This is a genomic window from Vibrio sp. CUB2 (genome assembly GCF_001557945.1).
Lineage (GTDB): Bacteria > Pseudomonadota > Gammaproteobacteria > Enterobacterales > Vibrionaceae > Vibrio > Vibrio owensii.
The window spans coordinates 1-18,447 of record NZ_LNRB01000008.1 but is presented as its reverse complement, the minus strand read 5'-3'; the positions used below and the strand labels follow the sequence as shown (position 1 = coordinate 18,447).

General features: G+C 47.0%; 14 protein-coding genes and 1 pseudogene. 5 read left to right on the top strand and 10 right to left on the bottom strand.

Going from position 1 to position 18,447, the window contains the following annotated elements:
• Positions 1–4: 4 nt before the first annotated feature.
• The 3 genes from ATB78_RS14140 to ATB78_RS14130 all read right to left on the bottom strand — a co-directional run bounded on the left by ATB78_RS14140 (position 5) and on the right by ATB78_RS14130 (position 2,916).
• Complete coding sequence (locus ATB78_RS14140) at positions 5–955, bottom strand: iron chelate uptake ABC transporter family permease subunit (RefSeq protein WP_061008966.1); 951 nt, start codon at positions 953–955, stop codon at positions 5–7.
• Positions 948–1,904, bottom strand: a complete 957-nt coding sequence (locus ATB78_RS14135) for an iron chelate uptake ABC transporter family permease subunit (protein WP_005429179.1) — start codon at positions 1,902–1,904, stop codon at positions 948–950. The genes ATB78_RS14140 and ATB78_RS14135 overlap by 8 nt, the downstream gene beginning before the upstream one ends.
• Before the next feature lie 91 nt (positions 1,905–1,995).
• Positions 1,996–2,916 (bottom strand): siderophore ABC transporter substrate-binding protein, encoded by a 921-nt coding sequence (locus ATB78_RS14130; protein ID WP_081096597.1) that lies wholly within the window; start codon positions 2,914–2,916, stop codon positions 1,996–1,998.
• A gap of 202 nt (positions 2,917–3,118) precedes the next feature.
• Between ATB78_RS14130 and ATB78_RS14125 the strand changes: the two genes are divergently transcribed.
• From ATB78_RS14125 to ATB78_RS14115, 3 genes and pseudogenes are all read left to right on the top strand, one after another.
• Positions 3,119–4,060 (top strand): LysR family transcriptional regulator, encoded by a 942-nt coding sequence (locus ATB78_RS14125; protein ID WP_005434330.1) that lies wholly within the window; start codon positions 3,119–3,121, stop codon positions 4,058–4,060.
• A 135-nt stretch (positions 4,061–4,195) separates the two neighbouring features.
• Positions 4,196–6,214: a TonB-dependent receptor gene (locus ATB78_RS14120; protein WP_061008965.1), complete on the top strand. Its 2,019-nt coding sequence runs from the start codon at positions 4,196–4,198 to the stop codon at positions 6,212–6,214.
• 117 nt (positions 6,215–6,331) lie between these two features.
• A pseudogene (locus tag ATB78_RS14115) lies at positions 6,332–6,765 on the top strand (EamA family transporter).
• Between the two features lie 147 nt (positions 6,766–6,912).
• Here the strand turns inward: ATB78_RS14115 and ATB78_RS14110 are convergent.
• From ATB78_RS14110 to ATB78_RS14080, 7 genes are all read right to left on the bottom strand, one after another.
• Positions 6,913–8,067 (bottom strand): crosslink repair DNA glycosylase YcaQ family protein, encoded by a 1,155-nt coding sequence (locus ATB78_RS14110; RefSeq protein ID WP_061008964.1) that lies wholly within the window; start codon positions 8,065–8,067, stop codon positions 6,913–6,915.
• 41 nt (positions 8,068–8,108) lie between these two features.
• Positions 8,109–9,293: a multidrug effflux MFS transporter gene (locus ATB78_RS14105; protein WP_009706552.1), complete on the bottom strand. Its 1,185-nt coding sequence runs from the start codon at positions 9,291–9,293 to the stop codon at positions 8,109–8,111.
• Positions 9,290–9,919 carry a recombinase family protein gene (locus tag ATB78_RS14100; RefSeq protein WP_061008963.1) on the bottom strand — a complete coding sequence of 210 codons (630 nt, stop codon included), beginning with the start codon at positions 9,917–9,919 and terminating at the stop codon, positions 9,290–9,292. The genes ATB78_RS14105 and ATB78_RS14100 overlap by 4 nt, the downstream gene beginning before the upstream one ends.
• Positions 9,920–10,111: 192 nt before the next feature.
• On the bottom strand, positions 10,112–11,119 hold the full coding sequence (locus ATB78_RS14095) for a LacI family DNA-binding transcriptional regulator (protein WP_005429187.1): 1,008 nt from the start codon (positions 11,117–11,119) through the stop codon (positions 10,112–10,114).
• Positions 11,120–11,376: 257 nt separating this feature from the next.
• Positions 11,377–12,462, bottom strand: a complete 1,086-nt coding sequence (locus ATB78_RS14090; RefSeq protein WP_061008962.1) for a porin — start codon at positions 12,460–12,462, stop codon at positions 11,377–11,379.
• A gap of 177 nt (positions 12,463–12,639) precedes the next feature.
• On the bottom strand, positions 12,640–13,656 hold the full coding sequence (locus ATB78_RS14085; protein ID WP_005374772.1) for a nuclear transport factor 2 family protein: 1,017 nt from the start codon (positions 13,654–13,656) through the stop codon (positions 12,640–12,642).
• Positions 13,657–13,757: 101 nt separating this feature from the next.
• The gene (locus ATB78_RS14080) at positions 13,758–15,053 is read right to left on the bottom strand and encodes an MFS transporter (protein WP_017634479.1); all 1,296 of its coding nucleotides are present in this window, start codon (positions 15,051–15,053) and stop codon (positions 13,758–13,760) included.
• 337 nt (positions 15,054–15,390) lie between these two features.
• Here ATB78_RS14080 and ATB78_RS14075 point away from each other — a divergent pair, with 337 nt between their 5' ends.
• Both ATB78_RS14075 and ATB78_RS14070 read left to right on the top strand, forming a co-directional pair.
• A complete protein-coding gene (locus tag ATB78_RS14075; protein ID WP_039840591.1) occupies positions 15,391–16,932 on the top strand; it encodes a sodium:solute symporter in 1,542 nt (513 codons plus the stop codon).
• Between the two features lie 11 nt (positions 16,933–16,943).
• Positions 16,944–18,314, top strand: coding sequence for an L-serine ammonia-lyase (locus ATB78_RS14070; protein WP_061008961.1), 1,371 nt, complete (start codon positions 16,944–16,946; stop codon positions 18,312–18,314).
• The last annotated feature ends 133 nt before the right edge of the window (positions 18,315–18,447 follow it).

Here is an 18,447-nt window from a genome sequence, read left to right as displayed (position 1 = left end):
ACCCTTAATCGAATTTGTTTTTCATAAGCAGAAGCAAGAAGTAGCCGCCGCCGATAAAGTTGATGATAACGCTGATGGTGGTGTCGAAATCGAACAGGTTTTCAACCACCCATTGACCGCCGGACAGCAGCACAACTGACAGTACTGAGCTTGCGACAATCAATAAGCGATGCTGATAGCCAGTGAAGATTTGGCGAGCCAGAGCCACAACAATCAAGCCAAAGAACAGAATTGGACCAATCAATGCGGTCGAGATAGACACCATCAAAGTGATGATGAACATGACTTGCATGGTCAGTTTGTGGGTATCCACACCTAGGCTTTTCGCGTTATCGACGCCAAGCCACATTACGTCCAATTTGTGGGCAATACGCATTAGGTACGCGCCACATAGCAGCATCGGAGCCACACACCAGTACACCAATTCACTGTTGATGTTGTTGAAGCTGGCGAACATCGAACTTTGGATGAAGGTGAACTCATCTGGGTCGGTGATCATAGTGAAGAAGCCGGTGACGCTATTGAACAAGCTGCTCAGTACGATACCAATCAACAACAAGGTGAAGATGTTGCGCTGACGACCACGGAAGTAGAAGCTGAACAAAGTCATCGCACACACAATCATGATGCCAGTCGACAACACGAAGTTGAGCTTGCTGTTGATGACCAAAGCACTCAAGCCGCCAAACATTACTACGAGCAGCACTTGAATCATCACGTACATGGAATCAAAACCCAGAATCGAAGGGGTGAGGATTCGGTTGTTGGTGATGGTCTGGAAAATCAGTGACGACGACGAAATCGCCATCGCTGCCAAGACAATCGCCAGCACTTTCGGGATGCGACGTGACAAGAAGAACTGGTAGTTATCTGGAGTTAAGCCCTTGCCAATGAACACCGCACAAATCAAAACCGCCGCAATTGCCAGCAGCGTTACTTTCATAGAATCACGCATTCGATTTGTCTCTCAGAACTAGGTAAATGAAGATTGAGCCACCCAAGATGCTGATGATCATCGAAATTGGAATCTCGTAAGGGAAGATGATAAGACGACCGAGGATGTCGCAAGTAAGCACCAAAATCACACCTGCATATGCGGTCCAAGGTAAGTTGCGACGCATGTTGTCACCAATGAACAGTGAGACAAGGTTTGGCACGATAAGTCCGAGAAACGGAATCATACCAACGATCATCACTACCGATGACGACAGCACAGCGACAAGGATGACACCGACCAAAACAATGCGCTGGTAGTTCAAACCAATGTTTTTTGCGAAGCTCTCGCCCACACTCGCCGCACTAAAGCGGTTGGCGTAAGCGTAAGCCAGAACCGAGACTGGCAGAGCGAGATACAAGAACTCGTAGTTACCACGCAATACCGATGCGAAGTTAGCCACCGTCCATGAACCAAGGGTCTGTACTAGGTCGTATTTGTAGGCAATAAAAGTGGTCATGGATGAAACCACGTTGCCGTACATGATGCCTATCAGTGGGACGAGCACGGTGTTCTTAAACTTCAAACGTTGTAAGAAGCGCACGAAGATCACCGTACCAATCACAGAGAACGCGAAGATGGTGATCAGGTGTACCCAACTGCTCATGTCTGCAAACAGAATCAGCGCGACGATGTAGCCGAACATCGCCCAATCGACCGTACCCGTGGTGGATGGGGCAGCAAAGCGGTTTTGCACGATCTGCTGCATGATCAAACCAGCGATACTCAAGCCTGCCCCAGCTAAGACGATGGCCAACAAGCGAGGTAATCGACTAACCAGCAAGATGTTCAAACTGTGGCTGTCACCGGCCAAAATCTGCGAGAGAGAAACGTTCGCCACCCCAACCAGCAAAGAGGCGCAGGCGAGTACGACGAGCAATAAAAAAGCCAAGATATGATGTAATTTCATGGTGTATTTATAGGGTGATAAAAACAACAATGACCTTTCGCACCGTGAAGTGGGAAAGGTCATCGATTAGAGTGAGATTGAACCGAATTTGTTAGTTAGCAATGACTTGGTTCAGCTCTTTAATCATGGTTTGCGTCGATTGGTAACCACCTGCGGTTAAGTACCAAGCCGCTGGGTCCATAAACAGCACGCGGTTGTTTTTCGCCGCTGGTGTGGACTTGACAAGATCGTTGTCGAACAGCTGTTTTGCTTTACCGCTGCTCTGACCAATTGCTTGCTCGCGGTCAAGGATAAGCAGTACCTCAGGTTGCGCATCAGCAATGTATTCGAATGAAATCAAGTTACCGTGAGTACGTGGTACAGATTTCACGTTCTCAGAAGTCGACGTTGCAAAACCTGCTTCTTCATACACGAATGAGAAACGACTGTTAGTGCCAAACATCGCCAAGCTGTTACCGCTGTTTGAGACGGTCAGTGTGCGTGGTGGCTGAGCTTCTACTTTTGCGTGTAGGTGATTAATTTGTTCTTGAACACCTTCAATCAACTGCTCTGCTTGCTCTTCTTTGTCGAAGATGTCACCCAGCGTGCGCCAGTGTTCTTGGGTTGTTTTCCAGTAGTCGGTAGTGTCGATACGGAACATATAAGTTGGCGCGATGTCGCTCAGATCTTTGTAGATATCTGCCATGCGACCTTCTGCGATGATTAAGTCTGGCTTGAGCATAAACAGCGTCTCGAAGTTCACTTCTTTCACGCTACCCGTATTTGCGAACGAGTCGATTTGGAATTTTTCTAGAGACTTTGGCAGTAGCGTCTTTGGCATGCCGACGGGTGTTACGCCCAAAGCATCAATGTAGTCTAAACTGCCGTAGCCCAATACAACGACGCGTTGTGGTACGCCATCAATGTCTACTGTGCCCAAGCTGTGTTGGTAGGTTTTAGCCATTGCCCCCATAGGAGCAAATGCAAGCAGCAAAGCTCCCGTTGCTACGCGAAGAGAAGTTTTACCAAACATAATGATTTCCAAAAGGTGCGATGCAATCTCGCAAGAGTGCCTTAAAAGCAAATAATGCTTTAAAAAATAGAGCGCGAGATTAGTCGTAAAGCGGTATAACTTATTTGATTAAAATCAAATAAGAATGATTATTGATTGCAGACACATTAGCAGATAGTCTATATGCAGCAACAGAATTAGCGGAATAGTGAGTATTCAAAAAATGAATTTAGCTCAAGTCGACTTGAACTTATTGTTTATTCTCAAACACCTACTTGAAGAGAAGCATGTTTCCAACACCGCGGTATCGCTCAATATGAGCCAACCATCGGTGAGCCGCTCTTTACAGAAACTCAGAAACTTGTTCAACGATGAGCTGTTAGTACGTACTGCACACGGCTATGAACTGACCCCAAAAGCGGAAGTGATCAAGCAAGATTTGAACACGGTGTTAACTGGGCTAGAAAAGCTGATGTACGGCCAGTCATTTGTGCCAGAAAAGAGCAACGGTACGATCCGTTTTTACGGCTTGGTTCCACAGGTAATTTTCTTACTGCCACCAATTGTTTCTCGCATCCGTGAAGAAGCGCCGAACATGATTGTCGATATCGATTCCATCCCGAAACGCCATTTCGATGCGCTGATCGCAGGGGATGTACATTTTGTGCTCTCAACCGCCGAGCCACCTAGCTCTGAGCAGAATTTGTACCGCATGAAAATTGCCAATCGCGACTACCGATTCCTAATGAGCGAAACTCATCCACTTGCCCATGTTGAGGAACTGACGGTGGAGATGCTGCTCGATTGCAACTTCGGTCAAATCTCACTTCAAGGTGGCAAAACCCTGTCGATTTATCACCGTTTTGTTGAGCTTGGCGTGGTGGATAAAAAACGCCAATTATCGATTCCTGTTCAGCTTTCAAACTTTAATGCCGCACCAGCGATTGCTGAGCAAACGGATGTGATTTTCCACTTGCCAACGCCGTTTGCACAAGACGCTTGTCAGGGAAGAAAATTGATCACCAAAACCGTACCAAAAGCGATTCGAATGGACAGTGAGTCGGTCTATTTATACTGGCATAAGCGCTATCATAACGACCCGATGTGTAATTGGGTCAAGTCATTGTTCAAGGAAATATATGGCTCAACTGAGGCTGAATGGTAAAGAATATTATTATTCATTTTCGACATAGTGGTAATTAATCCTACAAATGCTCGGTTGCTTGTCTTCGTCAAATAAAGGTTATTTAATGCGAACCATTATCATTATAAGTTCCATTAAAATTTATAGGTTTTTACCATGTCGAAGACGACTCCGTTTGCGCCAAAACCATTAGCAGTGGTGATCGGTGCACTATGTACCTCTTTTTCCGTCTTTGCTGATACAACGCCAATCGAAACCGATGAGCAGCTTGTTGTAACAGCAACTCGTACCCAGATGGAGCTGAAAGACGCTCCAGCTTCTATGTCGGTGATCACCGCTGAAGACATCGAAAACGATCCAGGCATCACGCTGGCGGACATCGTATCTAACGCAACCAGTGTGGAGTCAGATTTCGACAGCACACGTGCAGGTCGTCAGCAAATCTCGATTCGTGGTATGGATTCGAAATACACACTGATCATGGTAAATGGCCGTCGCATGAGTTCGGCAAGTGCGATCGTACGTGGTAACGACTTCGATCTTTCTGCGATCCCAATGGATTCAATTGAGCGAGTAGAGATCATCCGTGGTCCTATGTCGGCGCTTTACGGCTCTGACGGTATGGGCGGTACGATCAACATCATCACTAAGTCACCAAGCAATGATTGGAGCTCGCAACTCAGCCTAGACAACACCACGCCAAACGATGGCAATGGTGGTCAAGAGTACACTGTGGGTCTAACGACGTCTGGCGCTCTGATTGAAGACACGCTATTTGCTCGTTTCTCTGTTTCTCAAACGAGTCGTAATGCATGGCAGCTATACTCTGGCGAGAAAGGCGGCATTGATCGTGAAGAGGTTACTGCACTTGAAGATCGCGATAGTTTAGCGATGTTCGGTACGCTTTCATGGCATTTGGCGGACAATCAATTTATCGACCTTGACCTTGGTTACAGCGACGACGAGCGTGATACCGCAGCAGAAAGTGGCACGACGGTTCTGTTCTCGGAGTCTCGCGTTAAACGTAACAGCCAAGCGCTATCGCACACCGGTTTTTGGTCTTGGGGTGATACCCAAGTTCGTTACTCACGTGAAAACGTAGAGAACATTGAAGCGGCAAACGATGGTGCTGATTCAATTGAAGAACTCACACAAATTTTTGAAGCGTCAGCAACGACTTACCTAGGTGAAAGCCATACTGTGACGTTTGGTGTGGACTACCAAACTAGTGAGCTAACTAACCCAGAGCACATCGTGGGTAACAAAGCAGAAGCTTACCAAGGGGCGGTATTTATCCAAGACCAATGGGAAATGACCGATACGCTAATGGCGACGATTGGTGGTCGTTTAGATAAGCACGAGCACTACGGTGAAGAGTTCAGCCCGCGTGTGTACCTAGTACACCAAACAACGGACGACTTGGTACTGAAAGGTGGTGTGGGTAAAGCGTTTAAAGCACCAACCATGACGCAAAACCACCCAGACTTCTCGATGAGCAGCTGTAAAGGTAACTGTAACATCGTAGGTAACGAAGATCTGGAAGCAGAAACCAGCGTGAACTACGAGTTCTCGGCGCTATACAGCGGTCGTAACTGGAACTTAGAAGGCGCGGTATTCCGTAACGAAATCGAAAACCTAATCGAACAGACAGACATCTTCTGTGAAGTCGGTACTTGGTCGAGTGCAGTGATGAGCTGTATTGATGACAATGGCAACCCAATCGATCGTGAACTGTCTAACCCGTACAAGTCTTACCAAAACGTATCGAAAGCCGTTATCCAAGGTGTGGAGCTAACGGGTAGCATTCAGTTCAATGAGCAATGGGCGATGTCTGGTAACTACACTTACCTAGACACCGAAGATAAGTCGACAGGTGAAGAGCTGAATGAGCGTTACAAGCATTCTGCATTTGCTCGCCTAAACTGGTACCCAACTCAAGATTTGAATCTGTTTGCGAGCGCACGCTACCGTGGTGACCGTAAGATTGATTCTCAGCTAACGCAAGACGCTTACACCACGATGGATTTAGGTACGGTTTACCATGTGAATGACGCACTACGTATTCGTGCGGGTATCACTAACTTAACTGATGAAAGTGTATCAAGAGAGCTAGAAAACATCGGTTATGTTGAAGCACCGCGTACTTACTATGTTGGTATGACAGCAGACTTTTAAGCTCTAGTTACATACTGATTCGATTGGATTTAAGTCGAATTTAATCGAAGCAAGACATGGCGTTGCAGTACACTCTGTAACGCCTTTTTTGCTTTTAGGGATGAATAGGAAAAGACAATGCTTCAAACTTCTTGGTTATTTTGGGCGCTCATGTCGGCGGTATTTGCGGCGATGACCGCAGTGTTGACCAAACTTGGTGTGGCGAACATCAACTCTGACTTGGCGACTTTATTCGTACTTGCGTGATTCTTGTTTTGGTTGGTTTGATTGCTTACGCGACCAAACAGTTCAGTGCCATCGGAGAGATCTCGACCAAAGGCATGGTGTTCTTGGTGTTATCGGGTTTAGCGACAGGTGCATCGTGGCTGTGTTATTTCCGCGCGATGTCATTGGGGCAAGCCTCTCAAGTTGCGCCGATCGACAAATTAAGCGTGGTGCTGGTGGCGATATTCAGTGTGGTTTTATTGGGAGAAAAGCTCAGTATGGTCAACTGGATGGGGATTGGCTTGATCACCGTTGGCGTGATTTTCGTGAGCCTACAAAGTTCTTAAAGATCACTATCACCTAAATATCTTGTCTCTTTGAATAGCGAGAGACGGATGTAATTCAGAATCGATATGCAGAGTGCATGGGCTTGAAGAGAACAGTTTGGTTTCTCAGCACTTTGCTCTTTGATTCTTCGGGCACTGTTCTTTTCATTACGTCCTTTGCGCGACTTTCTGAATCACAAACGTTTGGCACTGATTAAACTGCGCGAAAGCGTGTAACTCCTCTTCTAAGGCGACGAAAAACGCCTCTCTGTCTTTGAGCGAAGGCTCGTTAACTAGATTAAGAACGTTTAGTGTTGAACTGGTTTTATCCACTTTGCAGTCGGCGCGCGCGACCAGTTTTCCATCCCACAATATTGGCAGACAAAAGTAACCGAACTGGCGTTTTGGCTCTGGAACATAACACTCTAGCAAGTAATCAAAGTCGAAAATTGCACTGGCGCGTTTTCGTTGGATAAGCAGGTTATCAAATGGGGAAAGGATTTTAGCGCGTTTGCGATTGAGCCGTTTGTCGAGCAAGTTCAGTGCATCGCTACAGGCATAGTAAGCTAAATTGTTGATGCTAATGGCTTCAATCTCACCCAAATCGACCAATTCGGACAGAGCTTGTTGTACCTGCTTCTTAACTCCTTTTAGTAGGTAAACCATTTCAGGCAAAGTGCCAAACCCATGAGATCTAAGATAATTGAGGACTAAGAATCGCGCGTGTTCTTGCTCGGTTGGCATCGATGTATCAACGTCTTGAGGCAGAACATGTGAGGTTAGGTCATACACTTTCTGGAAGCCGCGACGTTCGCTAATCATTAAATCGCCCTGCATGTATAAGTTCTCTAGAGCGCGTTTGGTTGGCTTGGTGTTCCAACCATCGGTCTTATGGTTGGCGGATTCGAAATCCTTTGCCATCAATGGGCCTTCTTGCTCAATTCTCTTCAAGATAGACGCCATCAAGTCGTGGTCTTTTTTGTACCAATGCTTTTGCTGATCGGATTTGATCGCCGCTTTGCGAGGTAAACTATGACGGTATTGCGACATAGGTAAATACGCCGCCGCATGAGACCAATATTCGAAGACTTTCTTTTCTGCCACCAGTTGGTCTAGGTGCTCAAGTTGGTAGCTTGGGTTTCGGCTCCACAAAGTATGATGGTGGGCGCGCTGAACGACAGAAATCGTATCAATCTGCACATAGCCCAGTTGTTCAAAAACGGCTAAGGTCTTTGCTTTGGCGCTGCCTTTATTGCTTGCTAGTGGCAATCCTTGAGAGAGCAAAGCCAATTTCTGTGCTTGTGCAAGATTGAGTGATTTCATATCGTTATTTGTCTTCCTTGTTACTTTCTATTGCCCGGACTCTATTGCTCGGAAGGTTGCTCAGTGGCAAAGCCTCGCAGAACGTTGGTTAGTGTAATGGTCGCGAAGACCACAATCACCAATGACAGATGCCATGCTTGGCTTAATCCGAGCTGCACCAATGCCATACTCACAATCGATGACACCACCATTTGGCCGCCGCCCGACATCGCCGCAGCTGCACCTGCTTGTTTCTTATAGGGTTGCATTACCATGGCTTGAGCACAAGGTAGAGCGATAGCATTGCCTAAAATCATCAACAGTTGGCCTAGCATTAAGTACAGCGGCTCAACAGGGCAGAAGAACAACCACGCTGCGGAACTTACATGCAGGATTGGCGTGACTAATAGCATCTTCTTTGTGCCGATGATTGGTCGCACACGGTTACAGATACTGGTGCCGCAAATCATGCCGAACGCCGGAATCAGTGCCCACATCGCGTATTGATCGGATGTCATGCCTATTTGGTTTTGCATGATAAAAGGCATTACCGAAACGGTTGTGATCATCAAGCTGAAGTTAAGCCAACCGATACTGGCAAAGCTCATAAAGTAACGAGAAGTCAGTAGGTCACGATATTGCAGCAGCATCTTTTTCGGTGATGGCAACGCAGAGGTTTGTGTGATGGTTTCTTGGAAGCGAAATACGATCACGGTCCAAGCCAACAATACGTAACCCAACAGCGAGATAAACACCATAGTCCAGCCGAAGTGGGCGTTAATGAAACCACCAATAACAGGAGCAACCAACGGTGTGATAGAGGCAGCCATCGCAATGTAGGACAAAGCGACAGGGAGCTCAGGACCATTAAAGCGGTCGCGAGTAGACGCTCGGGCTAACACCGCGCAACAACCTGTTCCCAGACCTTGCAGAAAACGACCTGCTACCATGCCAGTGAAAGTGTGGCTTAGGAAGATGATCATCAATAGACCGAGCATGGCAATCAACAAGCCAGCTAACAGCACCTTTTTACGGCCTAACGCATCGGATACCGGGCCATAGATAAACTGAGATGGACCGAAACCAAGTAAGTAAACACTGACTAGCAGCTGAGCTTGGTCGAGGGAAATGTCGAAATCTTTGGCGATCCAAGGCAGGGATGGGAACACCAAGCCCATACTGAGCTGACCAACACTGATGATGAGACACGCCAGCAAGATGGTTTTAAATTCAATCGGTCGGCTCATGATTTTTCACCATCGCCACGGCGGCGCAGGCTCCCTTCCTCGTCAAATTCATTCAGTTTGGCTTTCACACGTTTGACCGTCGATAGGCTGACTTTGCATTGTTCTGCGACGCTTTGTAGCGTGTTGCCTTCCAGAAGCAAAGTCGCAATGTGCTGATGCTTCGCTTTGTCTGCAGGGCGACCTCGGAATTTCTGCTTCCACATCTGTGGGTCGTCTTTAAGTGCTTTTCGGCCTTGTTCTGCGGCGAACAAGCGATGTTGCGTTTGCACTTGTCCGTAGCCAGAAAGCAGCGAAAGCAAGGTTTGCGTTTGTACGGAACCAGGTTCAAAGGTCAGTGGTTCACAAACGGTTTTTAGGGTGACGCCTTTGTTAAGCAGAGTTTGAATCGTGCTAAGGGCTTGGCTGAAGTCTCGGCCAAAGGCGGTCAACCACCAAAGTACAACGGTGTCGCCAGTTTGCACGGTAGTTAAGAGTTGTTGAAAGGCTTGTCGCTCGGCTGGTGGCGTGCAGCCGCGTACCTTGTCTTCAAGGTGAATTGCTTCAGGAGCAAAGGCTCTCAAAGCGTTGAGCTGCTCAGGGTAAGCTCGGTTTTTAGGCGAGTGCCGCGTATAGAGAAAGGTAGCCATGGATGCAATGCGTCTCTTGAAATTGGGTCACATACTGTAATGGTCCATAAATATACAGAGGTTCATTAGTAACCACAACACCAAATGAACCATTGGCTCGAAATCTTAGAAGTAGAAGTAAAAGATGGGGGGCAAGAGAAAGAAGAAATGAGGGAATAAAAAAGCCAACCGCTAGGGTTGGCTTCTCTGAGATTAGGCTTTGGTGGTGCTGCGCTCTATCAACTTGACTGGCACCATCATCTTCACCAAGCTGCTGTTTTTATTGTTGATTTGATCAACGATAATTTTCACACACTCACGCGCTAGACGACGGAAGTCTTGGCGGAAAGTGGTCAGTTGGTAGCTCAACCATTCTGTTTGTGGAATGTTGTCGAAGCCGATGACTTTCAGATCTTGCGGGATACGAATACCACACTCAATACGTGCAATATCCATTACCGCCATTGCAAGGTTGTCGGTTGCACAGAACACGGCTTCTGGACGATTCTTATCGGCTAGCATAGCACGTACTTTATCCAGCGAACTTGCGTAGTCGTAGCTCGCTTCAATGATGCGCGGCGTCTTGCCCGTTAAGTCTTCAAACTCAGAGCTGAAGCCACTTTGACGCTCGTCGTTAGTAAAGGTTGGCACTTCACCTGTCAGGTAAACCGCGTTTTTCACCCCACTTTCGTGCAGCAGTTGTGCCGCTTGTTGACCAGCTTCGTAGTTGTCACTGATAACGTAACTGCTCTTAGTGCCTTCTACGACGCGCGCGTACTGAACGATAGGGATATTGAACTCTTCACACTCTTCATACAGTGATTTGTTGAAGGTAGCGGAAGCGGCAATGACACCATCTACGCGGTATTGGAAGATGTTCGGGATTGAGTGGTTGTCTTCATCATCGACTTGCCATGGAATCAACACCGCTGAGTAGCCTTGCTTCTGCAATTCACTTGAAATCAATTGAAGTGTTTTCATGTGGATAGGGTAGTCCGCATCAGGGAATACCAAACCGATCAACTTAGATTCGTTGGTGGTCAAGCTACGTGCAAAAGCGTTTGGACGGTAGTTTAGGGCTTTTGCGGCTTCGAAGACCTTTTGCTTGGTCTTTTCAGATACTGAGCTGCCCGGAACAAACACACGCGATACAGTAGATTGAGAAACGCCAGCCAGTTTGGCAACGTCCTTCGATGTTACGGTTTGTTTTGCAGGATTCATGTGAGTTGATTCATAAGTCAGTTTAACTGTGACTAGGTTAACACAAATAGGTACGTAGTCATAAAGAGAAATAAGCAAGATTTACGTAAATAAAGGGTTAGATTGTCTTTGGTGGCGCAATTTGGGTAGTACCCAAGTCACATTTCATGTTTTGCATACGAAAAAAGCCTTACCCAAAAAAGGTAAGGCTTACTCTTATTTCCCATTTCCACTAAATCGAATAAGTTACGTAACCGGAATAACTTATCTCGTGGTTATCAGAAGTAGTAGCGAATACCTGCCGCGAATTGATCATCACGGTTTTCGAATTTGCTGCCATCGTACTGATCTTTACCTAGGTCGAACTGGTATTCAGTCCAAACTAGGAATTTGTTCTTCTGGAAGTGGTATTCAAGACCAGGGATCAGCAAGTTACGCTCGTAGCCTTGTGTCTCGTCACCACGATCTTCCATGTAGTTGTAGTTCAACGTTGGGCGTAAGCCGTTGTCGAAGTGGTAGTAAGTGTAGATTTCGCCACCTAGGGTATCGAACATTACGTCTGTACCACCTTGGCTCACTGCTTCCCAGTTTTCGCCAACGTGGAAAGTCGCACCCGCGTAGAAGCCACCGTTGCTGTAGTTTGCGCCCAATAGCATGATGCGCATGTTGTCGCCGTTTTCTACGCCAACCACGCTTGCGTCTAGATCAGCAACTTCATTTTGATGGTAAGCCGCACCCAGTGTTACGCCATCAACGGGTTTGTAAGTGATAGACGCACCCATGCCGTTTTTCAGTGAGGCTGTCGCATTGCTTGCTAGAGCAACATCTTCACGCGTGGTTTGGTAAGTAAAGCCGTAGCTCACTTTTTCACTGATTGAATTACGGTACGTAATTGAGTTTTCTGCACGACCAGCACCGGATGCGATACCCCAGTCAGCTAGGTTGTAAACACCTGAGCCACGAGTACCGAATACACGACCTAAATCGGTGTACCATGCTACGTCGTAGAAGGTAGACCACTGCTTAGTACCCGCAGCAATCTTGCCATATTTTTCGTGATCAACACCTGCGTATAGCAAGCGGTCGTAAATGTTGTCGCCGTTCGCGCCAGAGTTGTAGCCCCATTCCGCGTGACCGAAACCAGTCCAGCCGTTATCCAGACCCATTTGGCCTTTCAAACCGAAACGTGAGCTGCCGCTGTTCCATTCGCCGTTGTCATCACCGCCACGGTCTTGGTAGCGAAGATCGAAACGGCCATCGATGGTTAGGCTGTCGCCAGCGTCATTAACAAAAGTGTGTGCAGCAAAGGCTGAGCTAGAAGTAAGCGCTGCTAAAATCACTGCAGAAAGGGTCGACTTTTTCATCATCAATCTCATTATTCAGGGCGCAGAAAGCCACCGTGCGTTCATGCCCGTTTTGAATAAGGGTTCTATCTTGAGGTTGTGCCCCATCCTTGAGGCACGAGTTGGGAGCATGTCGCCTGAACCGAGAGGGGATTCAGGCAACATAAAGGCGGGTTGACAATCCGCCCCTAGGACTTCTTATAGAGAAGGGTTTAGGATCTGTTGAGTACGCTCGAACACGTCTAGACCTTGCTGTTTTAGCCAGTAAGGAAGGTCGATCAGTACCCAGTTCTCAGATAGCTTGTCGCCGTCACGGTAGTAAACGTCAACCACTTGCATGTCTGCACGTACTTCACCACCTGTCATACCTAGGAAACCACCGATTGGCGTGTTAGATAGGTTTGGCCAGCCGAAGAAACAAGAGAAGTTACCTTCTGCGAAACGACATACGTGGCCGTTAAACTTCTTGTCTTTCAGGTTGTTACGGAACGGCAATTGGTGCTGCTGTTGGTAACGAGGGATTGTGTAAGACGCACCGATACCACATGGACCGTACCAGATCATGTCTTTAGACCAGCTCTTCTCAAGAACTTCTGGTGGGCAACCCATAGCGCCGCTGTCGTTTAGTGCAGATAGGTCATCAACCATCTTGTTCACTAGTGCTAGTGTTGCTACGCCTTCTTCTGGTGCTGCGTCTTCGAACAGTAGACCGTCGTGGTTTCGAGGACCAGGGTATACGAAGTGCTTACCTGTTGATGGTGGTAGTGGGTAACAACCCGCTTGGTCCATCGCACCTAGAAGGTCTAGGAATAGGCCAGTCTTAGTGATCTTGCCGTTTTCAACGCAGTTAAACTCTGCGTAACGGATGTTCATGATTTTGCCAGTTGGGCGCATGCCTAGGTATTCAGCGTCGAATAGACCCATGAAGTGACCCATGCTCATTACCCAGATTTCACCTGATGTTACTTCGTTCTCACCACCGATGAAGATGTCTTGACGACGCTGCATGCGAGTCATTGATTTCATCAAAGGAGCCCAGAAAACGTCAGCCGCTGCTTGAGCGCCTTGTTGCTCACGGAATGGGTAAACACCACGCCATAGGTAATCTTCTGAAGTGTGTGCTTTTAGTACTTCTGCCACGTTCTCGTGAGTTGCGTTTTCCATTGCGCTGAAGTATTCACGTACAACGCGTTTCGCTTCTTGATATTTAGACATAATAAACTCTCTTATTTGCTGTCGAGTCGGCTTTGGGAACAGGACTCGAAATTAAGTTTTTTCATCCGGCCGGGGAGCCAGCCGGAGTTCTTGAAATTCAGTTACGCTTTTGCTGCTTCGGCTTTTTTGCTCTTATCGAACACGCCGCCTTTTAGTGTCTCTGGCAGTGATAGCCATAGAAGACCAGCAAGGATCCATACGATTGGTGAACCCCACATTGCGGTTTGTAGGTCGGTACGTTCTTGGATGAAGATAAGTACCATTGGTGCCCACATACCTAGGATACGACCGCCGTGGAATAGCGCCGCGCCGTAGCTACGTAGATGTGCTGGGAATAGTTCTGAGAAGTAACCACCCCATACCGCTGAAGAAGACAGACCGAAGTTGTAAATCAGACCAAGTAGAGCCAGCATGTTTAGGCCGCCAATCACCATGTCGCCAGGTGCAACAAAGAAGATTGAAACCATGATGCCTGCTAGGATGAAGCCAAATGCGTTCACCTTACGACCGAATTTGTCAGCTACCCAACCCCAGAACCATGCACCAAACAGTGAACCAAATGCCGAGATAGAGAAGATGAGACCGATGGTTGCACCGTCGAACATACGTACATCACGTAGGTAAGTGGTTACGAAGCCACCAAAGAATTGGAAACCGTAGAAGTTAAGGCCAGCCAGTAATAGACACGTTAGTGTGATCTTACGGTAAGGCTTGCTTAGCATTTCGCCCCAAGAGCCTTTTTTCGCTGGTGCATTTGATTCTTCTGCTTTTGCTTGCTCTTCTTCACCGTAAGCGATTACTTTGCTGTCGCTAGGTAGTACAAAGATCATGACAACAGCGGCTGCCAATGGTGGGATACCACCTACAAGCATTAGGCTTTCCCATGGTGCATCGATGCTTGCAATAAATGCTGCATACGCACCCATTACCATCAGTGCTACAGAGAACATAGAAGACGCGAATGCCGTCAACTTACCACGTACCGTTGGCGTAAATAGGCCGATCATCAGGCTCACTGCCACGGTGAAGTAACCACCCAGTGACAAACCAATGATGAAACGCATTGCTGCCCATGTTGTGTAGTCGGTGAACATCATATTGATGATCGTTGCGCCACCGTTTAGGGCTGTGATGGTAATAAGAGTGGATTTCTTACCAAATTTTGTTGCGAACCAAGCACAGCTCAATGCACCGATAAGTGCACCAACCGACTGCCATGTATAGAACTGGGCAGTGTCTGACAGGCTAATACCATCATACGCTTCAACGATGTATGGGCGTACGTAGTCAATAATTACAAAGTTATAACAATAGAAAAAGTAACCAACCAGTATCGCTAGATAGGCAGCTACCCTTTGAATCATAGGAACTTCGCTCATGTGTCTTTTGGCATTCATGACCGATAAACCTCTATTTCACTTAGGATTTGTTGCTATTCAAACTTAATGAACACGATCTTATTTGGATCATCTTCGATTTCGTGTCGGGGTGAATCATAGTTTTTTTAAGGTTATTAGATCCGTGATCAAAATCAATTTTAAAATGAATGCGTACCCACTTTGTGAGTTTAGTGACAAGGATCTCACTAATCGGCGTTTTTGGCGATTTTGAATACATTTTCGCCTATATTGGTGATAATAATCACACTTACAGTGGGATTGTCGTTTAAAAATGCCTTTTTACAGTAATATCTGGGCATAATAATTAGCTACCCAGAATTAGGAAAACCTTAAAATGGTTACGTACTCAAGTTTTGTGGTGATTGCGTTATATGTAGCAATTACCATACTAATCAGCTATTTAGTGAATAAGCGCTACAGCAATGGTGGCGACTTTTCCACCGGTGGAAAGCAATTTGGCTGGTTTACGGCAGGGGTTTCGATACTTGCGACTTACATTAGTGCGATGACGTTTGTAGGGATGCCTGGTTGGGTTTATAGCTCTGGCATGGAAGCGATGAGTATTCACCTTAACTATCCCATCGTTATCTTTTTCACTGTTATTTTCTTTGTACCTGTGTTCTATAAGCTGGGTCTGACTTCGATTTATGAATACCTTGAGCACCGCTTTGGGGTGTATGCAAGAACCATCAACTCGATTGTGTTTATTGTGGTTCAATGTATCTCTGCGGGTGTGATTTTGTATGCCGTGGCGCTGATCTTAGTGCAAGTTCTGCCTATCAGTATTTCTGAAGCTATTATCTACATTAGTATTTTCACCGCTTGCTATACCTATGCGGGCGGGATTTCCACGGTGATCTGGACCGATATGTTGCAATCTGCAGTATTGGTGGCAGGCAGCATCGCTATCTTTGCCATTCTAATGACAGAGATTAATGCGGCAGATTATCTTTCTCGTGATCACCTGAATATCATCAACTTAGATTTTGATTTGGGCGTGGATACCACACTCTGGGCTGGCGTGGTTGCCGTGAGCTTTTTGCATTTGAGTGTGTACGGCACCAACCAACTGATCATCCAACGCACGTTAGCGACGAGATGTGAAAAGACGGCGCAGAAGTCGATGCTGTTGTGTGGTTACGGTGCGTTTTTCGTGTACTTGTTCTTCGCGGTACTCGGTGTTCTTTTGAGTGTTTTCTATCAAGATCAATCATTTGAAAACAGCAACGAAGTGATTTTGGATTTTGTATTCAACCACACTAACCCAATCGTTGTTGGTTTGATCATTTCCGCATTGGCAGCGGCCGCAATGTCGACCTTGGATTCGACCTACAACTCGATGGCGACCGTCGCGACGTTCGATATCTACAAGCGTTTCGTTCGCAAAAGTGCCGATGATGAGCACTACGAAAAAGTGGCAAGAAAGATGAGTTTGCTCGCTGCGGCTATGGTGGTAGTGCCAGCTCTTCTGGCGGTATCGAATGAATCGGTACTCAAAACCATCGCTAGTCTGACTTCTATCTTTGTTGGTATCCGTTTGGGTTCATTCGTGCTTGGTTTATTCTGGGCGAAAGCCAATGAGAAAGGCGTGATCGTTGGCAGTATCATGAGTGTGATTGCGGTGTTTACTGCGATGTATCTCGACGTGGCTTGGCCGTGGTTCGCGCCAATTGGTACGTTCGTCTTCCTTTTGTTTGGTGTGTTAGTGAGCCGTCGTTGGGGCGCTGTGACTGCCGAGCAACAAATTTTTATCAATAATCAAAAACATCTTTTTGCAAAGCCAACCGCAAGCCATTACGGGCTGTTGGTGTTCGCTGTGGCGACCATCGCCGCTTGTATGGTTCTCCCTGATTGGCTTTATGCTGCATTGTCGTAATAGGTAAGTTTATGCTGTCCATCTTTGATATTTACAAGATTGGTGTGGGCCCTTCAAGCTCTCACACCAATGGTCCAATGATCGCGGGTTACCACTTCACTCGTTTGATTGAATCGAACTTGGCAAAAGTGGTTCGTATTCAAGTCGATTTATACGGCTCACTTTCGTTAACGGGGATTGGTCACCATACTGACCGTGCAACGATTTTGGGTCTGTTGGGTAATAAACCAGATACCATCAAAATCGCTTCTGCGAACAAAGCGATGCGCAAGGCGATTGAAGAGGGCATGATGTCTGTCGATGGCCGTCATGAAATCGAATTCAACTACAAAACGGATATGTTGTTCCACGAAGAGAACCTTCCTCTGCATGAGAATGGTATGACGATCACTGCCTTAGATGCGCACGGCAATCAGGTTGGGTTTGAAACTTACTACTCTATCGGTGGCGGTTTTATCGCAACGGCAGATGAACTGCAAAATGGCAGTGCGACTGCTCCTGTAGAAGTTGAGTTTCCATTCTCCAGTGCGGACGAAATGTTGGCACAAGCAGAGAAGAACGGCATGAGCCTCGGCGGCATGATTCTGAAAAACGAACAAGCGTTTCAGGATATGGAAGCCATCAATCAACGTGCAGAACAGATCTGGCGTGTGATGACGCGTTGCATGGAGCGCGGTTTCGAGACAGAAGGTATCTTGGATGGTGGCTTGAACGTGACCCGCCGTGCGCCTAACTTGTTGAAAAAGCTTGAAGCAAATGCAGAAATCGAAAACGATCCAATGGAAATCATGGATTGGATTAACCTGTTTGCTTTTGCTGTGAGTGAAGAAAACGCGGCTGGTGGACAAGTCGTAACGTCGCCAACTAATGGTGCGGCGGGTGTGATTCCGGCGGTATTGATGTACTACCATCGCTTCATCAAAGAGCTCGATACTAAACAGCTTAAAGACTTCCTTGCTGTATCCGGTGCGATTGGCATTTTGTACAAAACCAATGCGTCTATCTCGGGTGCCGAAGTGGGTTGTCAGGGCGAAGTTGGCGTGTCTTCTTCCATGGCGGCAGCTGGCTTGACCGCGCTGCGTGGCGGTAGCAATGAGCAAATTTGTATTGCGGCTGAGATTGCTATGGAGCACTCACTAGGCATGACTTGTGACCCAATTGGGGGCTTAGTGCAAGTACCGTGTATTGAGCGTAATGCGATGGGGGCAATGAAAGCGATCAATGCCTCTCGCATGGCATTAAAGCGTAATAGTAAATGTTTGATCTCGTTGGATAAGGTGATTGAAACCATGTACCAAACGGGCAAGGACATGAATAAGAAATACCGCGAAACGTCACTGGGTGGATTGGCTTTGATTCACCTAGCACCGCCTTGCGAATAAGCACAAAAAATGTATGGTCCGCCCCGTTATTGCAACTACAATTAAGTCATAACGGAGTTGGTTTGCGCTAATGTATTCGGAGTCCTTGTTGGGAGCACTAGCTTCCCAGCTCCACGATGATATCTGCGCCAGA

Excerpts from the sequence above, each read along its gene's own strand:
- ATB78_RS14140 (WP_061008966.1), bottom strand. The coding sequence starts at position 955 with ATGCGTGATTCTATGAAAGTAACGCTGCTGGCAATTGCGGCGGTTTTG.
- ATB78_RS14135 (WP_005429179.1), bottom strand. The coding sequence starts at position 1,904 with ATGAAATTACATCATATCTTGGCTTTTTTATTGCTCGTCGTACTCGCC.
- ATB78_RS14130 (WP_081096597.1), bottom strand. The coding sequence starts at position 2,916 with ATGTTTGGTAAAACTTCTCTTCGCGTAGCAACGGGAGCTTTGCTGCTT.
- ATB78_RS14125 (WP_005434330.1), top strand. The coding sequence starts at position 3,119 with ATGAATTTAGCTCAAGTCGACTTGAACTTATTGTTTATTCTCAAACAC.
- ATB78_RS14120 (WP_061008965.1), top strand. The coding sequence starts at position 4,196 with ATGTCGAAGACGACTCCGTTTGCGCCAAAACCATTAGCAGTGGTGATC.
- ATB78_RS14110 (WP_061008964.1), bottom strand. The coding sequence starts at position 8,067 with ATGAAATCACTCAATCTTGCACAAGCACAGAAATTGGCTTTGCTCTCT.
- ATB78_RS14105 (WP_009706552.1), bottom strand. The coding sequence starts at position 9,293 with ATGAGCCGACCGATTGAATTTAAAACCATCTTGCTGGCGTGTCTCATC.
- ATB78_RS14100 (WP_061008963.1), bottom strand. The coding sequence starts at position 9,919 with ATGGCTACCTTTCTCTATACGCGGCACTCGCCTAAAAACCGAGCTTAC.
- ATB78_RS14095 (WP_005429187.1), bottom strand. The coding sequence starts at position 11,119 with ATGAATCCTGCAAAACAAACCGTAACATCGAAGGACGTTGCCAAACTG.
- ATB78_RS14090 (WP_061008962.1), bottom strand. The coding sequence starts at position 12,462 with ATGAAAAAGTCGACCCTTTCTGCAGTGATTTTAGCAGCGCTTACTTCT.
- ATB78_RS14085 (WP_005374772.1), bottom strand. The coding sequence starts at position 13,656 with ATGTCTAAATATCAAGAAGCGAAACGCGTTGTACGTGAATACTTCAGC.
- ATB78_RS14080 (WP_017634479.1), bottom strand. The coding sequence starts at position 15,053 with ATGAATGCCAAAAGACACATGAGCGAAGTTCCTATGATTCAAAGGGTA.
- ATB78_RS14075 (WP_039840591.1), top strand. The coding sequence starts at position 15,391 with ATGGTTACGTACTCAAGTTTTGTGGTGATTGCGTTATATGTAGCAATT.
- ATB78_RS14070 (WP_061008961.1), top strand. The coding sequence starts at position 16,944 with ATGCTGTCCATCTTTGATATTTACAAGATTGGTGTGGGCCCTTCAAGC.